Raw genomic sequence first — 19,219 nt, 5'->3', positions numbered from 1 at the left:
TTAAATAATACCGGCGCTTTCCCAAACGCGCTTTACATTTTCGATAATTGCTTCACTTAATTTAGACCGGTCAATGATTCTTTCGCTATCGTAAGCCTTGGCTAAAAGCGCGTCTATTACCGTATACATCATTTCTTCCCTTAAGGTGTTTCCAAAATGATGCATTCCTGCGAGCTCAGCTGTCAATTTTTCTAAGAGTTGCATTTCTTCAGGTGTCAATTTGTCTTTGGCCAATAGTTTATAGTACTGATTAAATAAAGCCTCAGTAGCAGGGTCATTCGTACTGAACAATCCGAAAAACTCGGAAGTAAGTAATTGATCAACCCGGAATGCTTCTGGGGACGGAAGGTCTTTCAAGTAAATTATTTCCTGAGTATCTTCTTCCCGTTTTAAAACAACGGTCTCGTTTTTTTTTAATCCCCGAAGACAAAGTGGATCGTGACTGGTCACAATAAACTGAACTCTGGGAAAGATATCGCGTAATTGCTCGACGATGCGCATTTTCCATCTTGGATGTAGATGGGTTTCTAACTCATCTACAAGCACAACACCCTGGGCTTCTTCCATTGTTGCACCGTCGCGCTCCAAAATTTGCATGATATCCACAACTAAAGCGATTACACTTTTATAACCATCGCTCATTTTTCCCAAGGTGTGAGACGAACCATTCTGCTTTATTAGAATCTCGTTGGCATCCACGGCTTTACTGATGATATCTTCATTATGCAATATTAAAGCCTTTTTCAAGGCCCGAGCCATGTATTCAAATCTATCTTCTGGCAATTGATATAGCCAGGAGCTGGCATCGTGTAATGCAATGGTAGGATCAAATAAATTTTGAATACGCGCAACTCCCTCACTCAACTCAGATTGTAAATTACCTTGGCGCATAAGCCTGGTGGAGCCATAGGCTAATAAATAGTTTCGAAAGTGCGCTTTTGTATAGGTAAATGATTGAGTGTTATAACTCAATTTTATGAACTCTTTCCTTCCGGTCAGCTTAATTTTTACATACCCCTTTTCACTATCTCGACTTAAGAAAGAGCTGGGATTCAATGATAAACGCTGACAATATTCTTTTCCTGCTAATGTCAATGCAATTGCTTGCAATATAGAACTTTTGCCTAGACCATTTTCACCCAAAAGTAGCAGCCAACGTGCTCGCTCACCTTGAAGCTGGGAAAAGTTAAGATCTAATTTCCTGACATTTTTAAAATTTTTGATTTGAATTCGCTCAACACTGTCCAGCTTATCAAAAACCTGTTCATTCATCAGTGTATCCGAGAAATTCGAAGACGAGGCCATTTTCTGCCAAGAGCGAATATTGTCTATACGCCATCCTAAATGTACGCTCAATGATGGGTTCTCTTTTAAAAAACGAATAACGTATCTACCTATATCGAGATTATCACTAGACCATTTTAAAAAGAAAAATCGTTTTATGCCACAATAGGGTAGTACACAATTAATTTTAAAAACTTCCAAACACCGGAGTTGAGGCTGTTTTTCCTCAATGATAGTCGTCGGCTCGTGCTGATATATTAAGGCCGCAGTGCGCAGCAAATCATATTCAAGTTTAAACTGTTTTAACGCCTCTTTGCGGGCCTTAACTAAATTTTCGCGATTTAATTTTAAGATTTCAATCGTTATTTCTCCCCGTTTTGTCGCTGGAATCATTTCGCCTTCTTCACTAAATGAAAAATGTTTAGCGGGATTATCGTGACAGGGGTCGATGAGTGATGGTTTTTCTGTTAAAAGGTCAAGCCCAAATGTACCGGCAAGGGCCCTTTTGTTAGCGATGGGAAACCATGTCCCTTTTTGATAACTGCATTCAGGACAAGCTAGATAAGTGTTTTCCCACTCATAAGCTAACCACCAGTAAAGATCATCATAAAAATCGCGCTTTAAACCGCGAGCACCACGTTGTGGCCGAAAATTGTCAATGGCAGATGGCGAAAATGATCCTAATTTAGATTCACAATAAGCACATTTTTGACCAAACTCATTCTCTACAGCAGACCTACTATCGGAAGGAAGTTCAGGAAACCTAAAATTATCTTGTTTGCGCTCGTTAAAATTGCGACTGTAGAAATCTCTGACGATCTCTTTCAACTGAAGAATAGTTGAGCTAGTAAACGATTTCGGGATATCTGAACGACGATGATTAATCATGAATCCTTATTTTGCTGAGAAAATAAATCGAGCGCTTTAGCCGAAGGATAGGTAGATAATGATGCAATCCCATCTACCAATTCCATCGGTAATAAGGCACCTTCATATTTGTTACTCAAAATTTGCGGTAAGGTTGCAACAATTTTATCGATTGCTATTAGTTTATCAATAGAAGGTGAAAGCACATTTTCATACTTTTCACCAGTAGGAACATTTATCAATAATTTATGGAAGCTATCGAACTTGATGAAAACTTTAGCTCCATAATTGGTATATTCTCCGTAAACACTATTAGTGTTGGTATGAAACACTTCGTTCTTGATATACTCACTGTCAGGTATGAAGATTGATCCGTCAGGGGCTGATTCAGCTATAAGATTGAAATGATCATAGAAGACACCAGACTTTTCGTAACCAACCATGGCAACTTCATAACCGCTTTTTTTAGCAAATCTAAAAAAACGTTGAATTGGTGCCTTCAACTTTGACAGAGTCGCACGTAAAGATAATGGGCCTTCCTTGATCATTAGACTGCTGTTCAGGTTGGCTTTGTTATTTTCCCAGAAATAGCGAATTGGTGAAAAAATCATCAATGTTTCACAAACCGCCATATAATCGGTTGCTACTTGGTTTGGTGCATAGTCATCCTGGGTAATGTTAAAATGCAGACCAAATATATCAGTAATTAGTATTTCATTTTTACAATTTGGGCATTCGCCTTTTTCTTGATCATAAGCTAGGGTCGCTACATTTTCTGCGCAGTGGGGGCAACCAAAGGGTGTCAGCCCTTTTTGTTGATCTTCAGACCACTTTTCATAGGCAATCCATTTAAGAGTCTTCATCATATCGCCGCTTAAAGAATTATTTAGTCCCGGATCTTTGACGGATTCAAAAATTATTTCACGAATGCTGTCCAATAAGCTTTTACCGGGTATAAATACATGGCGTAGTGGAAAAGCTGTAGAATGAAATAAGGCTGAGTCTTTCATTAAATCTCTAATCGCAAATGGGCTTGGATTTCGCTGATCGAGCTTCGCTATTGCATATTGATCTAATCGCAATAAGGCTGATTTTACAAAAGCTATCGCCTTATGCGGCGGCTTTAACGACTCGATCGCTTTGTAAGCACTGCTTGACGAAAAGATAATGCTTAAGGGCTTTCCAGGTTCGGGAAGGGACTGCCAATTGGTTTTGGATTGTTGGTCTGTATAAATCGCATCTTCAAAATTAGAACATAACTTTTTGACCAACGGGCTGCTGATTACCTCCAAATGGCCAAGCTTACTTTTTTTTTCCGTAAATGACTTCGCCTGTCCCATACTTACTTTGTTTTAGGCTCGAACATTAAAGCCTGCATCGACACAACAAAGCGATGAGAACGTGTTAGCATTCTGACAAAACCAACAGTCTTTGCCTTGAGTATGTCTTCTTTGATTGAGCCATAGGCAACATTAACTTTTGCTAACCGATTTACATCGTCCGTGGAAGCTAAATGAAGCACGAAAAAGTTTTCAGTTTGAGCCAATAGATCAGAATTGACTGTTGAAGGTGATTGTGTAGAGTAAACCATTCCAATGTGATATTTAGCTCCCTCTTTCGCAAAGCGCCGATAAATTTTTGTATCGTCACTATTATCATTATAACCAAATAGATTATGTGCTTCTTCAAAATAAAGTTGAATAAAATGGTCGCCAAGTTCGTTATTTGTGAACTTAGTGGTTTGATGATTAAAGACTGCTGTAGAAAGCTCACGGGAAAAATATCTCATAACTTCTTCGTTAGCATTCCCTAAATCAAGAATTATTGTCCGCCCAGCATCAAGTTCTGTTAAGATCTCGGTGACAAAGTTTCCAGCGTTGTGGTCGTGATATTTTCTTAATGATTGTAGCAAACCGGGGCCGGCACTAACAGAGGAAATAGGTTGCAGAAAATCAAACAAAGCAGTATCATCAGCATCAAAAAGGTCTTTGGTTTTACTCGAATTTTTTAGTTTTGTTTCGCGGTCTTTTTCTATTACTGGTTTGAGAGAAGCAACCAAATCATCCAAGCCGGATACCTTGGGCCATTTACTTTTATCATCACCAAATACGATTTTACAGACATCTGCACTTAATTCCATATCCAAAAAAAGCTTACCTTTTAATGCTGGCTCATTAGCAGTAAATCCCGCTTTATTCAGTATTGCCCAATAAATCAGTATTTTTCTTTTTGCACGTAATTTTTCGTTCGCTTGCATTTCGCTCAATTGTTGCAGTGAAGGCATGTCTACAGACAAAAAACGCTGAATATAAATGGAGTTTTTTCCAGCGTCACTTAATAAAGTTCCTATGATTCGATGCGAGCTTTCGGGGTGTTCGTAAAAATTAATTTTGAGCGGTTTGGATGGAGTTTGCGTTTTTTTCGTTAGCGCATATACAGTACAGACATTGGGATATACGCCTCGTATTGATAGGTTATTGTCCTGCGGATTATCATTAGCATACTCTCCATTGATATCAAAAATCAACTGGCCAACTTTATTATTAGACGTTTCAATAATACTCTGTGTAATCAATTTAACCACATTGCTTTTGCCTAATCGAGTTTTGCCAAACATCGCTGTACGGCATCCGCGGAAATCATTGGTTGATAGGTAGATTTTAACATCCGGCTGCGTTTTGCCGGGGAGAGGCAAACGCGATTCAGTCAGCCTTAGCTTACCGATTTGGAAACGGTTTTTTACAGGAACTATTGCGTTATTTATCAGGAATAATAAATTGTCATCCGGGGCATAGATTTTGTATTTATGCGCGCTTACATAATTATTTAAGTCTCCAGAAAATTCAATTTGAGTGTTATCTACCGGGTTGACGTAAAACATGCCTAACACTTCTGTCATTAACGCCCCCCATTGCAGTTGATTTTCCGTAAACACATCCAATTCAGGCATAGAGCGTTTATGTAACTCAAAGAATGTTTGCTGATCTTCACTAGATAACGGAGTTGGCGCTGCATCCAAAACTCGTAAAATTGTGAAATGAGGCGGAAGAGTTTTATTATTATAATCATAGCTATCCGGGCACATCACTAATAAAGAATTTCGCGGTATCCCGCCGACATTTACTTTAAAGTTATCGGTTGTGGTGATCTTGATTTTATCATATCCGATATCTAATACGTAACCTACAAACCTCAGCATATCGTACGCTTTGGCTATTTCAAACTGTTTTTCTTTTTTTAGAAACTCCGTTAAGTCACGCAAAGGATTTACCAGGTTCCCTGCTTGTTCAAAAAAATTCTCCATACCTAGTAATTTGAAATTAGTACTTCATTTGAATTCTCTGAAAAGACACCCACTATGTTACTGGTGCCTTTAGGTATAGTTCTAATGGTAAAATCTTGGTAAAGGTCCCGAATGGAGGGGTGTGATGAGTTGGTCATTAACCATTTGATATCATGATTAGCTGACACCTCTTTTAAGCGATCTGCCAACCGTTTCTGTTCCTCGAAAGTAAAACGACCATTAATGTAATGCGCGTGATCCATCTCTTTTTCACCAGGTTTGTACGGCGGATCCAGAAAGATAAAGTCCCCTGTTGCAACGTTTGCCAGTGTTTTATGGAAATCAGCAGAAGTAATCTCAGATTTCCGAAGGAGCTTGGAAAGATCAATAAGGTTTTTGTGCGAGATTACCCAACGGCGTTCCTCACCTCCGTAACCTACGTTAAAATCGCCCTGCAAGTTATGACGCCACATTCCTTTAAAACAAGTCCTATTAAGATACAAGGTTTTGGCAGCCCGGTAATATAGAGGTGCTTTAATATCCTTTTCGTTTCTGATTTTATAATAACCAGATTTGCCGGCAGGAAAGGTGTAATAAGTTTCCCAGACTTTATGAGGATAATTTTTAATTCCGCGGTAAAGGTCGATTAAGTCACTGTTTAAATCCGCCAACAAGGCTTTTTCTGGACTTAAGAACATATACACAGCACCACCGCCCACGAACGGCTCTATATATTTTCCTTCTATGTTTTTAGGTAAAAACTCAGATAAATAAGAAAGCAATTTGGTTTTCCCGCCAGGGTAGCGTAAGAATCTAAAATTTTCTTTCTGAATACTCATATATTGGTCAGGGTCATGTGATAAAGACTGTGCAAAGTAATTATATTTAAGCTAATATAAATGACATAGCATGGAATTTAATTAATCTGAATACAAAGTCTCTCCGATTGTATAGCATTTAGACATCGAAATAAATTAGTTCATTTTCAACAATGGATAACTATTTATTATCATTTAAAACACGATGTAACATAGTTAAGCTAACTTCGTAGCTAAGCCATTTATTGACAAGCAATTTCAAGTTCTTCCATTGATTTCCATTCCATACACTTTTCGGGTGGACTTGCAGCATGATCAATGAGGCACAACAACAACCGTTCAATCCGGTTAAAAAAAACCGGGTTTGTGCTCAGCTGTTGCAAAGCGTTATAAGGCTTTTCACTTTTTATCTCTTCATCAAAGTACGCAGCCTCAAAAGTTGTAATAGAGGAAAGTAATCTTACTTTAACACCTTCCGGCCTTAGTTGTACTTCGTTCAGGATATTTTCATTAATCTTCCAGGCCGGATTAGCATTGCCATTGCTTGCCAGTTTCGAATCAGCATCATGAAGAATAGCATAATCCGCCCCGAACTGGTTCAAAACCTTTGTCATTGAAACAATAGTAGCTTTACCCCTCGCCCTTATGATATGGATATCCTTATATGCTTCGGGCTTCCTTTGTATGACATACTTGAAGGCAGTAAACTCCGTATCCCCCTCCACGATAATAGTTTTACCTCCGAAGAAAAACTCGGCGACGTAAGGGTCGAAAATGTTTAATAATTTGAGATTTAATCTATCATCCGGACTTAATTTTAAGCGGTCGGGCCTGTAAACGGTTGTACCAACGATAGAATCATCCGCTTTACGTTCTACCTTTACAATTGTTGTGTTATCCTTAGAAAGGTCAATAAAAATAGGCGAATGGGTAGTCACCATTACCTGCCAATGGTTATTTGGCAAATTGTAAAGCACATTACAGGCCTCCCGGATGGCGTTCGGATGCAAACAAATTTCGGGTTCGTCTAATAACAGCAAATGCGGACGAACTGGTGTTCCATCGTCGTTCTTCTTTGATTTCGTTTCTGAAATATATTTCAATGCCGACCAAAGCAATGTTCTCCTGGCACCGCTTCCCTGTTTTTCTATGCTGCTCATGTAACCGTCTTCGGGCCCCATCAACAATTGCGCCTCGCCTTTAAATAAACTGATCGTCTTATCGATTCCATCAGTCGTCCTCGGATCAAAGTCAACTTTATAGTTAGGGAAGACCTGACCGATCATGCGCGATAATTCGTGGTTGATTTCCTTTATTTCACTTTCAGCTTCGGCGACTATAGCACGCTGCAGCGTTTCCACCTGTTTTAATAATGAATTATACACGCTCTCCTGATCCTCAAACCCTTTATGTTGCTTTACTTTATCATCAAGTACCTTTTTGAGAAGTTTCTTAATTTCTTCCGCCTGTTTTGCAGGATCATCAAAAGCGTCAACCCGGTGTGGTTCGGGTCTCCTGGAGTTAGCAACATTAGGCGCCCCCCAGGGGACCTTTTCGCTCCAGATCTCCTTCTTCGAATCCCATCCTTGTCTTTTGGAAGGCTTTCCCGGTTCCGACCATGTAAATTTCTCTCGTACTAACCTTTCACCCTGATCTGTCACGGTAATCCATTCTTCCCCGGGCGCATTGTCAAATACAACAGTTTGAATTTCAATCTCAGGCAGCTCATCTAAAGTCACCTCTCCCCGTGGAAAATCATCTATGGAGAGTATCCCATTACTTGAGCCCTGACACATGGCAATTTCATAGGCCTTTAATATGGTGCTTTTACCGACATTATTTCCACCAACCAAGACTACGATATCATTGAGATCTATCTCAACCGGTTTATTGCCAATAGCCCGAAAGTTTTTAATAATGAGTTTGGTAAGTCTTGGCCTGTTTATTGCTGGATTACCGGAATCCAGCAATACTTCTTCTGTTGCTGTAGCCTTTGGTTTTGCCATTGTTATAAAGTTTATTTTATTGGTTTATTTTAATTTAACAGCTATATCGTGATCTCCAGGGTTGAGTTCGTTAATAGCCATAAAAGGATTTACGTCTTATACCCGCCGTAACATCGTAAGATTTGATGGCAGCGTTTATTTCTGTGCTCATTTCGGTCTTACCATTATAGACGAACTCCGTCGGTTTACCATCATCACCTACCATCGCGGTCAGATCTGAAACCGGTATTTCGGTCGAATGGAGGATAAAGCCAAATTCGTCGATAAATTCTACGGTGATCCGTCCGGGCTGGTAATTATCGCGCAGATCGTTCAACCCTTGCACTTTCAACGTATAGTATAAATAGTTGCCCCGGTACAAGGCTTTGAGTGTTGTATAGGCCCCCTTTTTAACAAAGCTCAAAGAAGCCGAACCTAAATCCCGTTGTTTAGGTTTTGAGATCTCGAACTTTTTAATCTCTTTGGCATTCAGATCGCCAATCTCCCTTAATTCATTATCGATCAGTTTATAGATCTTATCGCCGTGAATAAAAGTGTTCTCCGCGATCTGGGTGTTATTATTAGCACAAGATGATAGGAAAATTGCAATGATTGCAAAGATGTATGCAGGTTTAATATTCATAGTATGTTTTTTGAATAGTTGATTTTTATATTTGACGGCGCAGTGATGGTAACAAAAACTATCAGGCACTTTTTCACCTGTCATTAAAGTGTGTTGAAAATATCCAACCTGTTTTTTTATAGTTTGTCGCTAACCACCTTCCAGATGGCAAAGCGTCCGCCCGGTTTTCTTTGCTTCGTTCAGGCTGATTTTTATAATGCGATGTTGACAATTACGTAAGCCTATACAGTTATTCCGCAGATGATATCTTATTGCGGTTGAGCTTTCGCAAACGTAGACAAACCCGGGTACAGAGTGCTCTGGTCCATCTGTATTCTTCAACAGGAAGAGGGTTAAAAAAAGAACCGGTATTATTACATACATGCAAAGCTTTAAATACTTTTTGGGGATACGTTCCCAAAGTGCTTGGGGAATGGATCCAATATGATTTATGAAAGTCCGGACTCCTTTTTTTTCTTCCACTTTCGAAATGTAATTCGAGTACGGCCGGTTTTCGAAATCGGTTAACCAGGCCAGTAGTTCGATCTGCTTTTCCTCCGGGCTTTGTGTCCTCCCTTTTAAAAAATAGTTCACCGGCCGGAAAATGTCAGCATCAGCCTTATTGATTGCATCTATATATGCGTCCGGATCTGACTGTCGCTCAAAGAATGAAATCAGCACGTTCTCATCCTGGCGCAGAAACCGTTCTTTACAGGCTGAAAGCGCATGTTCTTTTAAATTAACCACTGTGGGAAAGGCAAGCTTCAGCGGCAGTTTGCCCGACGCTTTTTGCTCCTCGTAATCCCGGAGCACCGCGGCCCTATACTCTTCAAACCGGTAAGGCATCTCGACAAGATTTAAACTTTAACTTTTTCCAACCTTTGGATAACCACCAGCAATGCGTCCAGGTAGCCGTAGATCTCATCTACGGACTGAATCTCATGCCTGACTTCTTTCTTCGCTTCATCCAGTACCACGAGGAATTTTCTGCCTGTTCCCAGGTAAAGCCGGCAAATGGTCTTGCGGTTGTTATCATCCAGCAGGATCGCGAAATAGGAAAGTGCATCCCTGTAAGTAATCCGGTTCGCTCCCACATGCTGCCGGAGCATCGATTTTACAATATGGAAACCTTCAATTTCTTCTTCCGTCGTCACAATCCCGTTCTGCGGCTCAGCTACGGCTTCTTCCATTTTCACAGCATCGGCGACGTCCATTTGCTTCTCCTGGTTCAATGCAGACTTCAGCCGCTCATTGATCGTATCGCTGACCAGCAGGTTCAGCGAACGCTTGACGATCGGGGTAAACTGTTCCTTCACCTTGGTCGTGATCACCCCTGAATAAACCTGTTTGGTCAGAAAAGTCACAAATGCCTCCGAAGGCAGGATCATCTCTTTATTCAGCAGGCCTTTTAGTTCATTCAGGTACTTCAGCTCACTGGCCGTATTGGTGATGCTTTCCACATCAAAATAAGATTTGTGAAACTTTTTCAGTTCCACGATCTCCGTTTCCTTGATCTCCGTGATATTGAATTCAAAGAAAGGCGTCGCATCCATCTTGTTCTTTTCCACCAGGTCCGTATAGAACCGGTAGTTCAACCCGTTCGTCAGCAGCCCGAACTTCGCTTTGGTAGTATGGAAATAGCGGAACAGCTGCGAATTGTGTGGATCCAGGTCTTCCAGGTGATGCTTGCACTCGATCAGGATCGCCGGTTCACCATCCTTCATAATGGCGTAGTCCACCTTCTCCCCTTTCTTGATCCCGATATCCGCGATAAATTCGGGGTTGACCTCGAAGGGGTTAAATACGTCGTAACCCAATACCTGTATGAAAGGCATAATAAGGGCATTCTTAGTTGCCTCCTCGGTCTTGAGCTGTGGAAGCAATTTCTCGACACGGGAGGCTAATTGCAGTATCTGATCTTTAAAATCCATTATCGTATTAAGTTTTAGCTATAGCAAAATTGAATCATTAGTTCCCAGCACTTTTCATCGGCCTGATTGGCTTCGAGCCTTCGGCTTACCCCATGGCCATCCTTGCCTGAAGGTTGCCGATCTCCCCCAGAAAGCTTGCGAAATCGTCCATCGCACCTTTCTTCGAGGTGGAGATTATTTCGTAAATCCCGGTATCGGAAGTCAGGGTATACTCAGAATAAGCGCAAACGGGGATTTGCCGGTTATTGTTAAAACGCCTGTCCGGTCCTCCGCGTTTATTGACATACCGCCAGGTTTGATCAATTACCTGTGCATCCGGCGGCAGCCACTCACTTTCAATAAAACGCGTCGTATACCCGGTTATCCGCAGATTTTTATAGAACACCGCCGCGAATTTGTTTTCTTCCCTGATCAGCAGCCTTTCCGGCAGAAAATAAAATTCAAGGGCGTTCAGTTTAAGGCAGGGCGTGGATACGTTGGTGATGAAATACGGAAGCGGAGGTTTATTGGTGAATACACCCCGTAATGGTTTACGTTTGATGAGCTTACCCGCTCCGGCATTCCGTTTATAATCACTGGTTTGTTGTGCGTTCAGATACTGCCAGATTTTTGCTGAACCGGAAAACCGGGCAAAATGAACACCAAACTGTTCATAAACCTTTCGAAACTGCGGATCCATATCGTAATGCAGTTCCATCTCAAAGCGCTCTTTGTCCAACTTCCTCAACCAGCGGATAAGTACCGTAAAAACAAGGATGCCCAACAGGAATTCATAAACGGCATATGGGTTGGCCAGGAAGACCTGCGTTTCTGCAACCTCTTCCAATGGCACATGATCTATACGCACAAAACGCCGGTTGATATATCCGGTTGAATCATGGAAGCCCACACCAACCCATTTTGTATTGGTCGAATCGGTCAAACGAAAAGCTTCGTCGTAAACTGCCGCTCTGACAATGTCAGAACCGGCATCCGCGCGCTTCCGGATGTTTACACCTTCATAGGAGGTTACTATAACAGAGATACTATCCCTTGCAGGCCGCCTGACCACAGTACGGCTGCCAAAAGAAGTCCACAGCATGGCCGCAATAAAAATCAGGAGCGGCAGAATACCCAGCCAGTTCACATAAGGTATCAAGCCCGCTTTTCGGGTCAGTTCAGCTACGAAGTCCATGGAATCCGTATCTGTCAGTTGCCCGATAGCTGCGGAAGCGATATCATGGCCTTCATCAACTACAGGAGGTAATGCCCGATACCCTCCAGGTGCCCCTGCCGATGCCGGCCCCTGTAACTTCCGCCGGTAAGTAATACCATGTGCACTCAGGCTGACGAAGGTGCCTTTGGGCCCGACGCTAACGCGGGCCCCTTTCACACCCATAGAATAGCTGATACCGCTTTTAGAAAAATTGACCCGGAATGGCCCCGATCCGAAAGACTTACGATATGACCAGCTCATATTTGATAAGGTTTAGGTTGTTCATTAATAAGTTCAAGATTGAATTTTGCTAACGCCAAGAAAATTCAGAATGATCTGTTCAGCCTCACCTGCGGAATTAGCGTATGGGTGCAGTTCGAAGCGCTTTACCCTGGATTGCTCCAGCCAGTCCGTCCAGAAAAGTTTCATGATCTCCATATCTGTCGGCTGAACGGTCGCACTGCCCCCTTTCGACATCGAGCGGTCATAAAGCTCCATGATCAGCACCTCCAGGTTTTTCAGGTTCTCATTATTGACCGGCCTGATCCGGAACGATTTGTTTTTCCGGAAAAAAACTTTGATATCATTTTCACCGGAGGCCAGGAAAGCCTTTCTGAAACCGTTTATGGTTTTCTGGCTCAGATCGAAACCTTTCCCGAATATTCCCGCCTCGATGTAACCGTCTGTTGTCAAAACCAACACGTTGCGATAAGTATTCACAACGGTCAGTTCCTCATCCTTCCTGGGCGCCTCTGCCGGGAGCACGCGTTTGTCATCGATTCCCTGGTTGAAATAAGTCCAGATATCCGCGCCGAAATTCTTGCTGCCAGCCGCCTGATTGATCCGCGTGAACTCAGCCGACATTTTACCGATATCCTGTTTTAAAGTAGGCTTGGCAGGTACCTTGTTTAAGATATAACTTATGCGTTCGATCTGGTTTGGGAAACGCCCGAAATCAATGAACAGCTTATCGGTATGTACGGCGTACTCGGTGATCAGCCCTTTATTGACAAAATCGACAAGCAGCTTATCCTTTTGGTTTTCCGACCGGTGGGTACGCAGAATCTGCGGGTACAGATCGCCCGCGATGATGTTCAGGATCTGTACATCGTTGAGCGGTCGCCTGTATAAGTTAGGGTTGACCCGGTTAGACAGATCCGGCGCAAAAGTGATATTGTAATGCGTGATCACATAATTTTTTTTTGACGGCGCGGCCGGCTCTTTTTCGCTTTTTAACGGGCTGCTGCAGTTCAGCGAAAGCAGCGCGATAACCCCTGAAATGATAAGCTTATTCACCTGTGTTTAATTTTACCCTCTTGTCGAGTTTGTTCATATTTAGTTTTTCGTTCTGCCAGGCAAGCGCGACGCCTGCTGCCTCGGAAGTTTTCAAGGATGCTTTTGCTATGGCGTATTCATTAAACAGAAAATCGTTCCAACCCTCCAGAAAAACATTAATACGGTCCTTCAATGCGTCAACCGAAATAGGCAGGTTATCTGACTGGATATGTACCGTATAAATGGCAGCGATCTGGTCTATGATATTGTTGTCTGTGATCAGCTGGCTTTTTTTCTTTTGCAGGTTCTGGTTCAGGATTACAGGCAAACCCGCCAGCTCGTTTTCACTGAGCTTAATGTCGGCTTTAAACTGAATGATCTTCTTTTCCAAAGCGGATACATCCTCTTTGAGCTGCATTATCTTTTCACCGTTAAGGTTGATTTCTTCCCGCAGGTGCGCAATAAGCAACTGATTACGCTGCATTGAAATGTCCGGGTTCCGGTCTTCGAAAATCCCCATCAGCTTTTTAAAAGCGAGCTTGAACAGAAAAAGGCCAAATGCGCCGAAAACAAATACGAGATAGAAATTAGTATCTGTAAAAGCCATTCCATTGCGCCAGGCTTCCGTGACGTTCCCCCTTGCAAAGTTGACCTCATATACCGCCTGCGTAACTTTGAAAGCAACAGCCCCGTCCAGTAAGATGATGCCGAAAATAGACCCGGCGATCACAGCCCACTTGTTGGTCAGAAAACGATCGATGACCGCAAAAGCAAGCGGTATAATCACAAATAAAAAAATAAAGAGCGGGGCGGTACCACTTTTATGAAGGGCTTTACCCATTGCGTCCGGATTAAAAATCTGGGCAGCGGCAATTGGCATGCCCTGCGCTTCCGCCTCCTTAGCATCAGCGACGCTGAACAGTAAAATATAAGCCGCAGAAGAATAAAAAACGATCAGGTAAACCAGCAGCGTCAGATTGAATATAGCCGTAGGAATAAAGTCAAACCATTTAAACTTTGGTCTGATAAATTCCCGCTCCGACATTTTGATCTGCTGATCGAGCTCCGCATTCTTGTTTTCGAGAAAGGGTATTTTGATGAGCTTCAGGTCATCGATATTTTTTAAAGCAACATCCGCTTCAACTTCCAATCCGGTACGCCTGGTTTCCAGGTTCGACTTACTGATCTCATGCTCCCGCTGCAGAAAATCAATCTGGAGTTCACAATTTTTCGCCAGAAGGTCCAGGTTTTTTACGCGGTGTTCCTCGATCTTGGTCAATAAACGTTTCTTTTTATCGTCAATCACATCAATATCGTTGATAAAAACAGAATACAGCGTATCAAAAGCCTTGTGCAATACCTGGTGGTCTCCATTGTTTGCGCTGCACCGTTCGTATCCCTGTTCCCGCAATAACCGCCTGTCGAAACTTCCTACTTCAGCCGCGATCATCGAATCCAGCACCTTTTCGAACTCCGCGCCTACCTTTGCCGGAACTTCGATGGGAATCCCCTTTGGTCTTTCATTTTTGGCAACAGGAGATCGCCCATCAGCAGTCTCCCCTTTTACCTCTTCAATTTTCTTTTTTATAGCCTCAAAATTCTCAATCAGAGAAGCTACGGTTTCCAGGTGGTTCGTACTAATGATACTTTCATGGTTGTTTTTCCGGGCGTTCACCGTCCAGTTATAAGAACCGTGCAGGGCGATCCGTTTATCGATCACACAGAACTTCTGATTCATGATGCCGTAGCCAATATTTTTGATCTTGTGGACAATGGCTCCTTTTGAACTCAATAGGCTAAAATCCAGCTTTTCATTTTCCTGATTATCAGCAACAATGATTTCGAGGTGAATACCTTCGGATAGTTTGGCGACCAGGATATTAAAGAGATCCTCGTCCGTAAACCAGGCCGTTGCGATAAGGATCTCGAATTCTGCTTTGAGCAACTCTGTCTGTATCCTGGCATAAATGTCCTTGTTATCGTTGATAACCTGTTGATCGATCAGCTCCATTGAAATTTAAGATTTTAATTTTATGATGTATCATGCGCTCCCAAAAGCTATTTTTCCGGGTCGCAAACGTTGTTACCCGCCTTTCCCTGCGTCGTTTTATAATTTGTCAAAAAAAGCTCAAGTCCCGGCAATCTGCGTTGTAGCGTTGCTTGCCGTATGTAAACTGCCACGCAAACCGATACGATATCCAAACCTTTACATCCTGCGTCAGTAAGGAATAAAAGCAAGTGAAAATGATTTCATCTCCTTTGTTGAAGGGGTTTGACAATCGTTTACAACTTTATCAATACCGGAAAGAGGGGATCAGCAATCGCAGGATATTATCCTTTATTACAATCCGGCGAACAAAAAGCACAGCCATCCGCTGTGGGATAAGTTTTCTTTGCCTCAGCAACCGCCCCTTTACACGAAGCGAAGACGCCCAGGTATTTCCGGTTCGGAAAAGCCGGCAGGAACCGGCAATCATCCTGATGAACCTCATGATCCCCGTTAGCCTGGGGCCTGGTATTTACGTAATAAGTTTTCATAACCATGTTCGTTAATTAGTGTCTGTTCAAAATTAGCGCTCCCGGAGCCCCCTTTTTTGCGGGAAACCGCACGGCATTAGGGCTTTGCAGTTCATCCGGCCAATGTGGGATCACAGGGCTAACCGGGCAGGCCTGAAAGGAAGAAAATGAAATTGGGGACTATACTTAAAAAAAAGAAGCTGATACCAAAAAACATCGCGGGTGCCCCGAAGGTCTTCAACAGCAGCCTTTACTGCCATAATGGTAAAAGGCTTTATTTACTCGTGAAATTGATTACTTTAGCAAAAGAAAAGGGCCGTCCGGCCCGATTTGTGATAAGGTTTAGGTACAGGGGACGGGCGCGATGCTGCGTCCCCTGTTATTTTTAATAGTTTATCAGGCGCTGGTATGAGCTGCGTAATTGTTGCTTATTTCAGATGATGCCCATATCCTTGCAGAAAATCACGAGCTGCTCGTTCTTCGAAAAGTTCAGGGCGTCCCGCATTTGCTTCAGTCGCTTTTCGACACTTCGCAAAGCCGAGGGCTGCATGTTTTTTTGTTGCAAATAATCAGGGATATTTTTCTGAAGCACCCCCCGGGACAACAGGGTGATGATCATTACGTCCAGTTCCGTGAAATCATAGGCATTCTTGCGGGCTGCAACCTGCCGGAGGTGTGCGGGGTAATGTACTTTCCCGGAAAAAATGGTTTCAATAGCGGTGCGCAGCTCCTGGGCATCATGACGTGCCTTGCGGACATAGCCGTCGATCTTCAGTTCTTCGAATAACGGTTCGATCACCCCCGCCCTGTGTTCCGCTGAAAACACCAATACCTTCAGGTCCGGCTGCACCTGCCGCACCGCCGTGATCAGCGCTTCACCATCCGCCAACCGCTGCGGGTTATCATCCGGTTCAAAAAACAGGTCCGTAACCAACAGCCCGTAAGGCCGTTTGTTCCTTAGTTCAATCGTCACCCGTTTCAGGGCCTCGTCACAGTAATAAGCAAAGTCCGGGTCCGGCACCCCCAAATCCGCCAGCGTCTTCCTGACGGAAATGCTGGCACTTTCATGGTCTTCGGCGATCAATACGTTTTTAAACATCATACAGCTTTTAGATGGCCGGGAAAGTGATATGGATTTTCAGGCCCTTTTCCTGGTCGGTGTCAAAGTTAAGTTCCCCGCCAATGCTTTTGATACGGTTTCCCGTATTCCGCAGGCCGTTCTTTTTTTTCAGGGTGCCGCTGATGCCCCTGCCGTCGTCGGTGTAGTGGATATGTATTTTTTTGCCGTCGACATTGAACCGGAGGGCTATATTTTCTGCCTGGCTGTGTTTGCGCATATTGACCAAAAGCTCCTGCAGGACAGCCCAGAGTTCATCCTGCTGTTCCGGACCGGTATGAGCCCAGAAACTTTCCGTATTGCCCGCGGACAGCACCCGGATCCGGTCTGTGGCAAAGGAATTCAGCATGGCGGCGACACGCTGATGGAAGGGTGTTACCTGGGGCCTTTGATCCTCATAGGAAATATCCCTGGACTTTTCATACAGGTTGTCGATACTGTCCAGCAGCACCGCCTTGTCTATTCCGGACCCGTTTTCGACTTCCTTCATGATCCGGTAAAGGCCGTTGGCCACCACATCGTGTACTTTTTTGGAGGTTTTCAGCTCGCTTTCCCTGATGGCCTGCTGCGCTTTCATCTCCGACTGCTGTTTCCTTTTACGATACCAGAACCGCAAAAAGAACCCGCCCAAAATGATCAGGACAAAAGTCCCTACAATGACCGCCCTTTGCCGGTCGATCTGGTACTTTTTCTCCGTATTTTCTTTTTGCAGCTTGAGCTTGTCCGCCCGTTCTTTCTGTACGTTATAACGGATCAGGGCGAACTGGTTCTTGGACGCATTGCGTGCGGCTTGTATACTATCCCCGAGCTCCCGGTATTTTACAAAATAGCCCCTGCTTTCTTTCGGGGGCGCCAGCCTGACCAGTTTTTCCAGGGCGTCCAGCCGGTTATCCGGGCTTTGGAGCCGCTGCGCCATAGTATAAAGCCTGCGGGCGTAACTTAACGCCAAATCCGGGCGGCTAGGGGCATAATAATCCGCCAGGTGCGCGAAACTCGAGTTCTGCCCCCATTCATCTTTTTCTTTCACCCGGATGGCCAGCGCTTTTAACAGTTCGGGTGCGGCATCATAACGGGGATCACGCAGCCATTGGGTGGCCGCCATATTGGTCAGCGCCCGCGCGTAAGCACCCTTATCCTTCCCGGTTTTCCCCGTAATTGTCCGATAGATGTTCAGCGCGGGGCCATAAACTTTCTGCTCCCGGTAAGCATTGGCCTTATTGTTCAGGATCACCAGCTTCAGCTGCTCATCGGCAGTGGCAGCGAGCGCCCGGTCATAAAAGCTGATTGCAGCAGCGTAGTTCTTGAGGTTGAAGCTGGTCAGGCCCAGCTCGTTGTAATCATTGACCAGGCTGCTGTGGTCCTTGCCATCCTTTTCATCCAGGAACTTCAGCGAGAGCAGCAGGCTTTCCTGCGCACCAAAATCATCTCCCGCTTCCGACTGGATCATCCCCATATTGGTATAGGCCATGGCCACCTGCTGGCTGTCTTTGGAAGCCGATACGACCTCATTGAAATAGTAAAAAGCGGAGTCTGGCCGGCTGGAAAGGAAAGCGTAGGCTTTCCGGTAAGTATCCCAGTTCGCCTTCGGAACCGGCCGTTTGGCTTCCCGGCAGGAACACAGTACCGCCAGGCAGAGGCCTATGCATAAAGACAGCTTTCCCGGTGTGATCATGGGAGCTAAATGTAGGAAAAAGCTTTGAAGTACTACAGGACGGAAACAAAAAAGGCAGGCCTTCCGGGCCTGCCTTGATAACAGTATTTAAAAACCACCTGGCGGCGGAGGTGGCGGAGGGGGCAGGTGCCCGTTATCGCCGCCGCTGTCGGCATTAATCGTTACTGTGCCGGTGCCTGTTCCGGTCTGATGGTTATGTGCAGGGCATGCGAATGCCATAAATATTGCAAAGAATAGATTAAACATTTTCCAAAAAATTTAAATAAGTAAGCTAATGGCCGGCACCCGGGGGGATCGGTCCCGGGCCTGGCAAACTGCGTAAGAAGCGCTTCTTACATTTTTTTGGGAAGTGCGGGCAACGATCGCGGGAGCCGGGTTACCGCTTCCCAAGCCGGTTAGCGGCCGCCGCTTTCGCTGCTCTTTTTTTGAAACCTGCCGGGTAGGTTTTCCCTTAGCTATCGGGTTGCCCGTCTGATTACGAAAGCAAATGTATAGCGGCCTAAACCGCTTTGCTGCAAGGAATTCCGGTAATTCCGCTCATTCCGGCAGGATTCCGTAAATGCTGCCGGAATTCCGAAAATTCCCTTAGTTTTACTTTAAATTTTTTTGGAAAATGTTTGCTGATTATCAAAAGCAAGTCCTGCTGACCTATC

At 44.0% G+C, this 19,219-nt stretch carries 15 protein-coding genes; all 15 read right to left on the bottom strand.

What is annotated here, in order from left to right:
* Positions 1-2,172 (bottom strand): AAA family ATPase, encoded by a 2,172-nt coding sequence (locus tag FHW88_RS23985; RefSeq protein ID WP_176628189.1) that lies wholly within the window; start codon positions 2,170-2,172, stop codon positions 1-3.
* The gene (locus FHW88_RS23980) at positions 2,169-3,491 is read right to left on the bottom strand and encodes a hypothetical protein (protein ID WP_176628188.1); all 1,323 of its coding nucleotides are present in this window, start codon (positions 3,489-3,491) and stop codon (positions 2,169-2,171) included. Before FHW88_RS23980 ends, FHW88_RS23985 begins: the two co-directional genes overlap by 4 nt.
* 2 nt (positions 3,492-3,493) lie before the next feature.
* Entirely contained in the window at positions 3,494-5,455 is a 1,962-nt protein-coding gene (locus FHW88_RS23975; protein WP_176628187.1) for an ATP-binding protein, read from the bottom strand.
* A 2-nt stretch (positions 5,456-5,457) separates the two neighbouring features.
* Complete coding sequence (locus FHW88_RS23970; protein WP_176628186.1) at positions 5,458-6,273, bottom strand: DNA adenine methylase; 816 nt, start codon at positions 6,271-6,273, stop codon at positions 5,458-5,460.
* 221 nt (positions 6,274-6,494) lie between these two features.
* Complete coding sequence (locus FHW88_RS23965; RefSeq protein WP_176628185.1) at positions 6,495-8,258, bottom strand: ATP-dependent nuclease; 1,764 nt, start codon at positions 8,256-8,258, stop codon at positions 6,495-6,497.
* 70 nt (positions 8,259-8,328) lie between these two features.
* Positions 8,329-8,880: a hypothetical protein gene (locus FHW88_RS23960; RefSeq protein ID WP_176628184.1), complete on the bottom strand. Its 552-nt coding sequence runs from the start codon at positions 8,878-8,880 to the stop codon at positions 8,329-8,331.
* Positions 8,881-9,009: 129 nt separating this feature from the next.
* Entirely contained in the window at positions 9,010-9,705 is a 696-nt protein-coding gene (locus FHW88_RS30045) for a hypothetical protein (RefSeq protein WP_218117288.1), read from the bottom strand.
* 11 nt (positions 9,706-9,716) lie between these two features.
* Positions 9,717-10,790, bottom strand: coding sequence for a type I restriction endonuclease (locus tag FHW88_RS23950; protein ID WP_176628183.1), 1,074 nt, complete (start codon positions 10,788-10,790; stop codon positions 9,717-9,719).
* An 85-nt stretch (positions 10,791-10,875) separates the two neighbouring features.
* On the bottom strand, positions 10,876-12,246 hold the full coding sequence (locus FHW88_RS23945; RefSeq protein ID WP_176628182.1) for a DUF4236 domain-containing protein: 1,371 nt from the start codon (positions 12,244-12,246) through the stop codon (positions 10,876-10,878).
* Positions 12,247-12,279: 33 nt separating this feature from the next.
* Positions 12,280-13,281 carry a hypothetical protein gene (locus FHW88_RS23940; RefSeq protein ID WP_176628181.1) on the bottom strand — a complete coding sequence of 334 codons (1,002 nt, stop codon included), beginning with the start codon at positions 13,279-13,281 and terminating at the stop codon, positions 12,280-12,282.
* Positions 13,274-15,271: a phospholipase D-like domain-containing protein gene (locus tag FHW88_RS23935; protein WP_176628180.1), complete on the bottom strand. Its 1,998-nt coding sequence runs from the start codon at positions 15,269-15,271 to the stop codon at positions 13,274-13,276. The genes FHW88_RS23940 and FHW88_RS23935 overlap by 8 nt, the downstream gene beginning before the upstream one ends.
* 320 nt (positions 15,272-15,591) lie before the next feature.
* A complete protein-coding gene (locus FHW88_RS23930; RefSeq protein ID WP_176628179.1) occupies positions 15,592-15,798 on the bottom strand; it encodes a hypothetical protein in 207 nt (68 codons plus the stop codon).
* 412 nt (positions 15,799-16,210) lie between these two features.
* Positions 16,211-16,876 (bottom strand): response regulator transcription factor, encoded by a 666-nt coding sequence (locus FHW88_RS23925; protein WP_176628178.1) that lies wholly within the window; start codon positions 16,874-16,876, stop codon positions 16,211-16,213.
* A gap of 10 nt (positions 16,877-16,886) precedes the next feature.
* A complete protein-coding gene (locus FHW88_RS23920) occupies positions 16,887-18,566 on the bottom strand; it encodes a tetratricopeptide repeat protein (protein ID WP_176628177.1) in 1,680 nt (559 codons plus the stop codon).
* 87 nt (positions 18,567-18,653) lie between these two features.
* Positions 18,654-18,812, bottom strand: coding sequence for a hypothetical protein (locus FHW88_RS23915; RefSeq protein WP_176628176.1), 159 nt, complete (start codon positions 18,810-18,812; stop codon positions 18,654-18,656).
* Positions 18,813-19,219: the final 407 nt, after the last annotated feature.

The organism is Mucilaginibacter sp. SG538B (assembly GCF_013376065.1).
Lineage (GTDB): Bacteria > Bacteroidota > Bacteroidia > Sphingobacteriales > Sphingobacteriaceae > Mucilaginibacter > Mucilaginibacter rubeus.
This window is presented reverse-complemented; position numbering and strand designations above follow the sequence as displayed.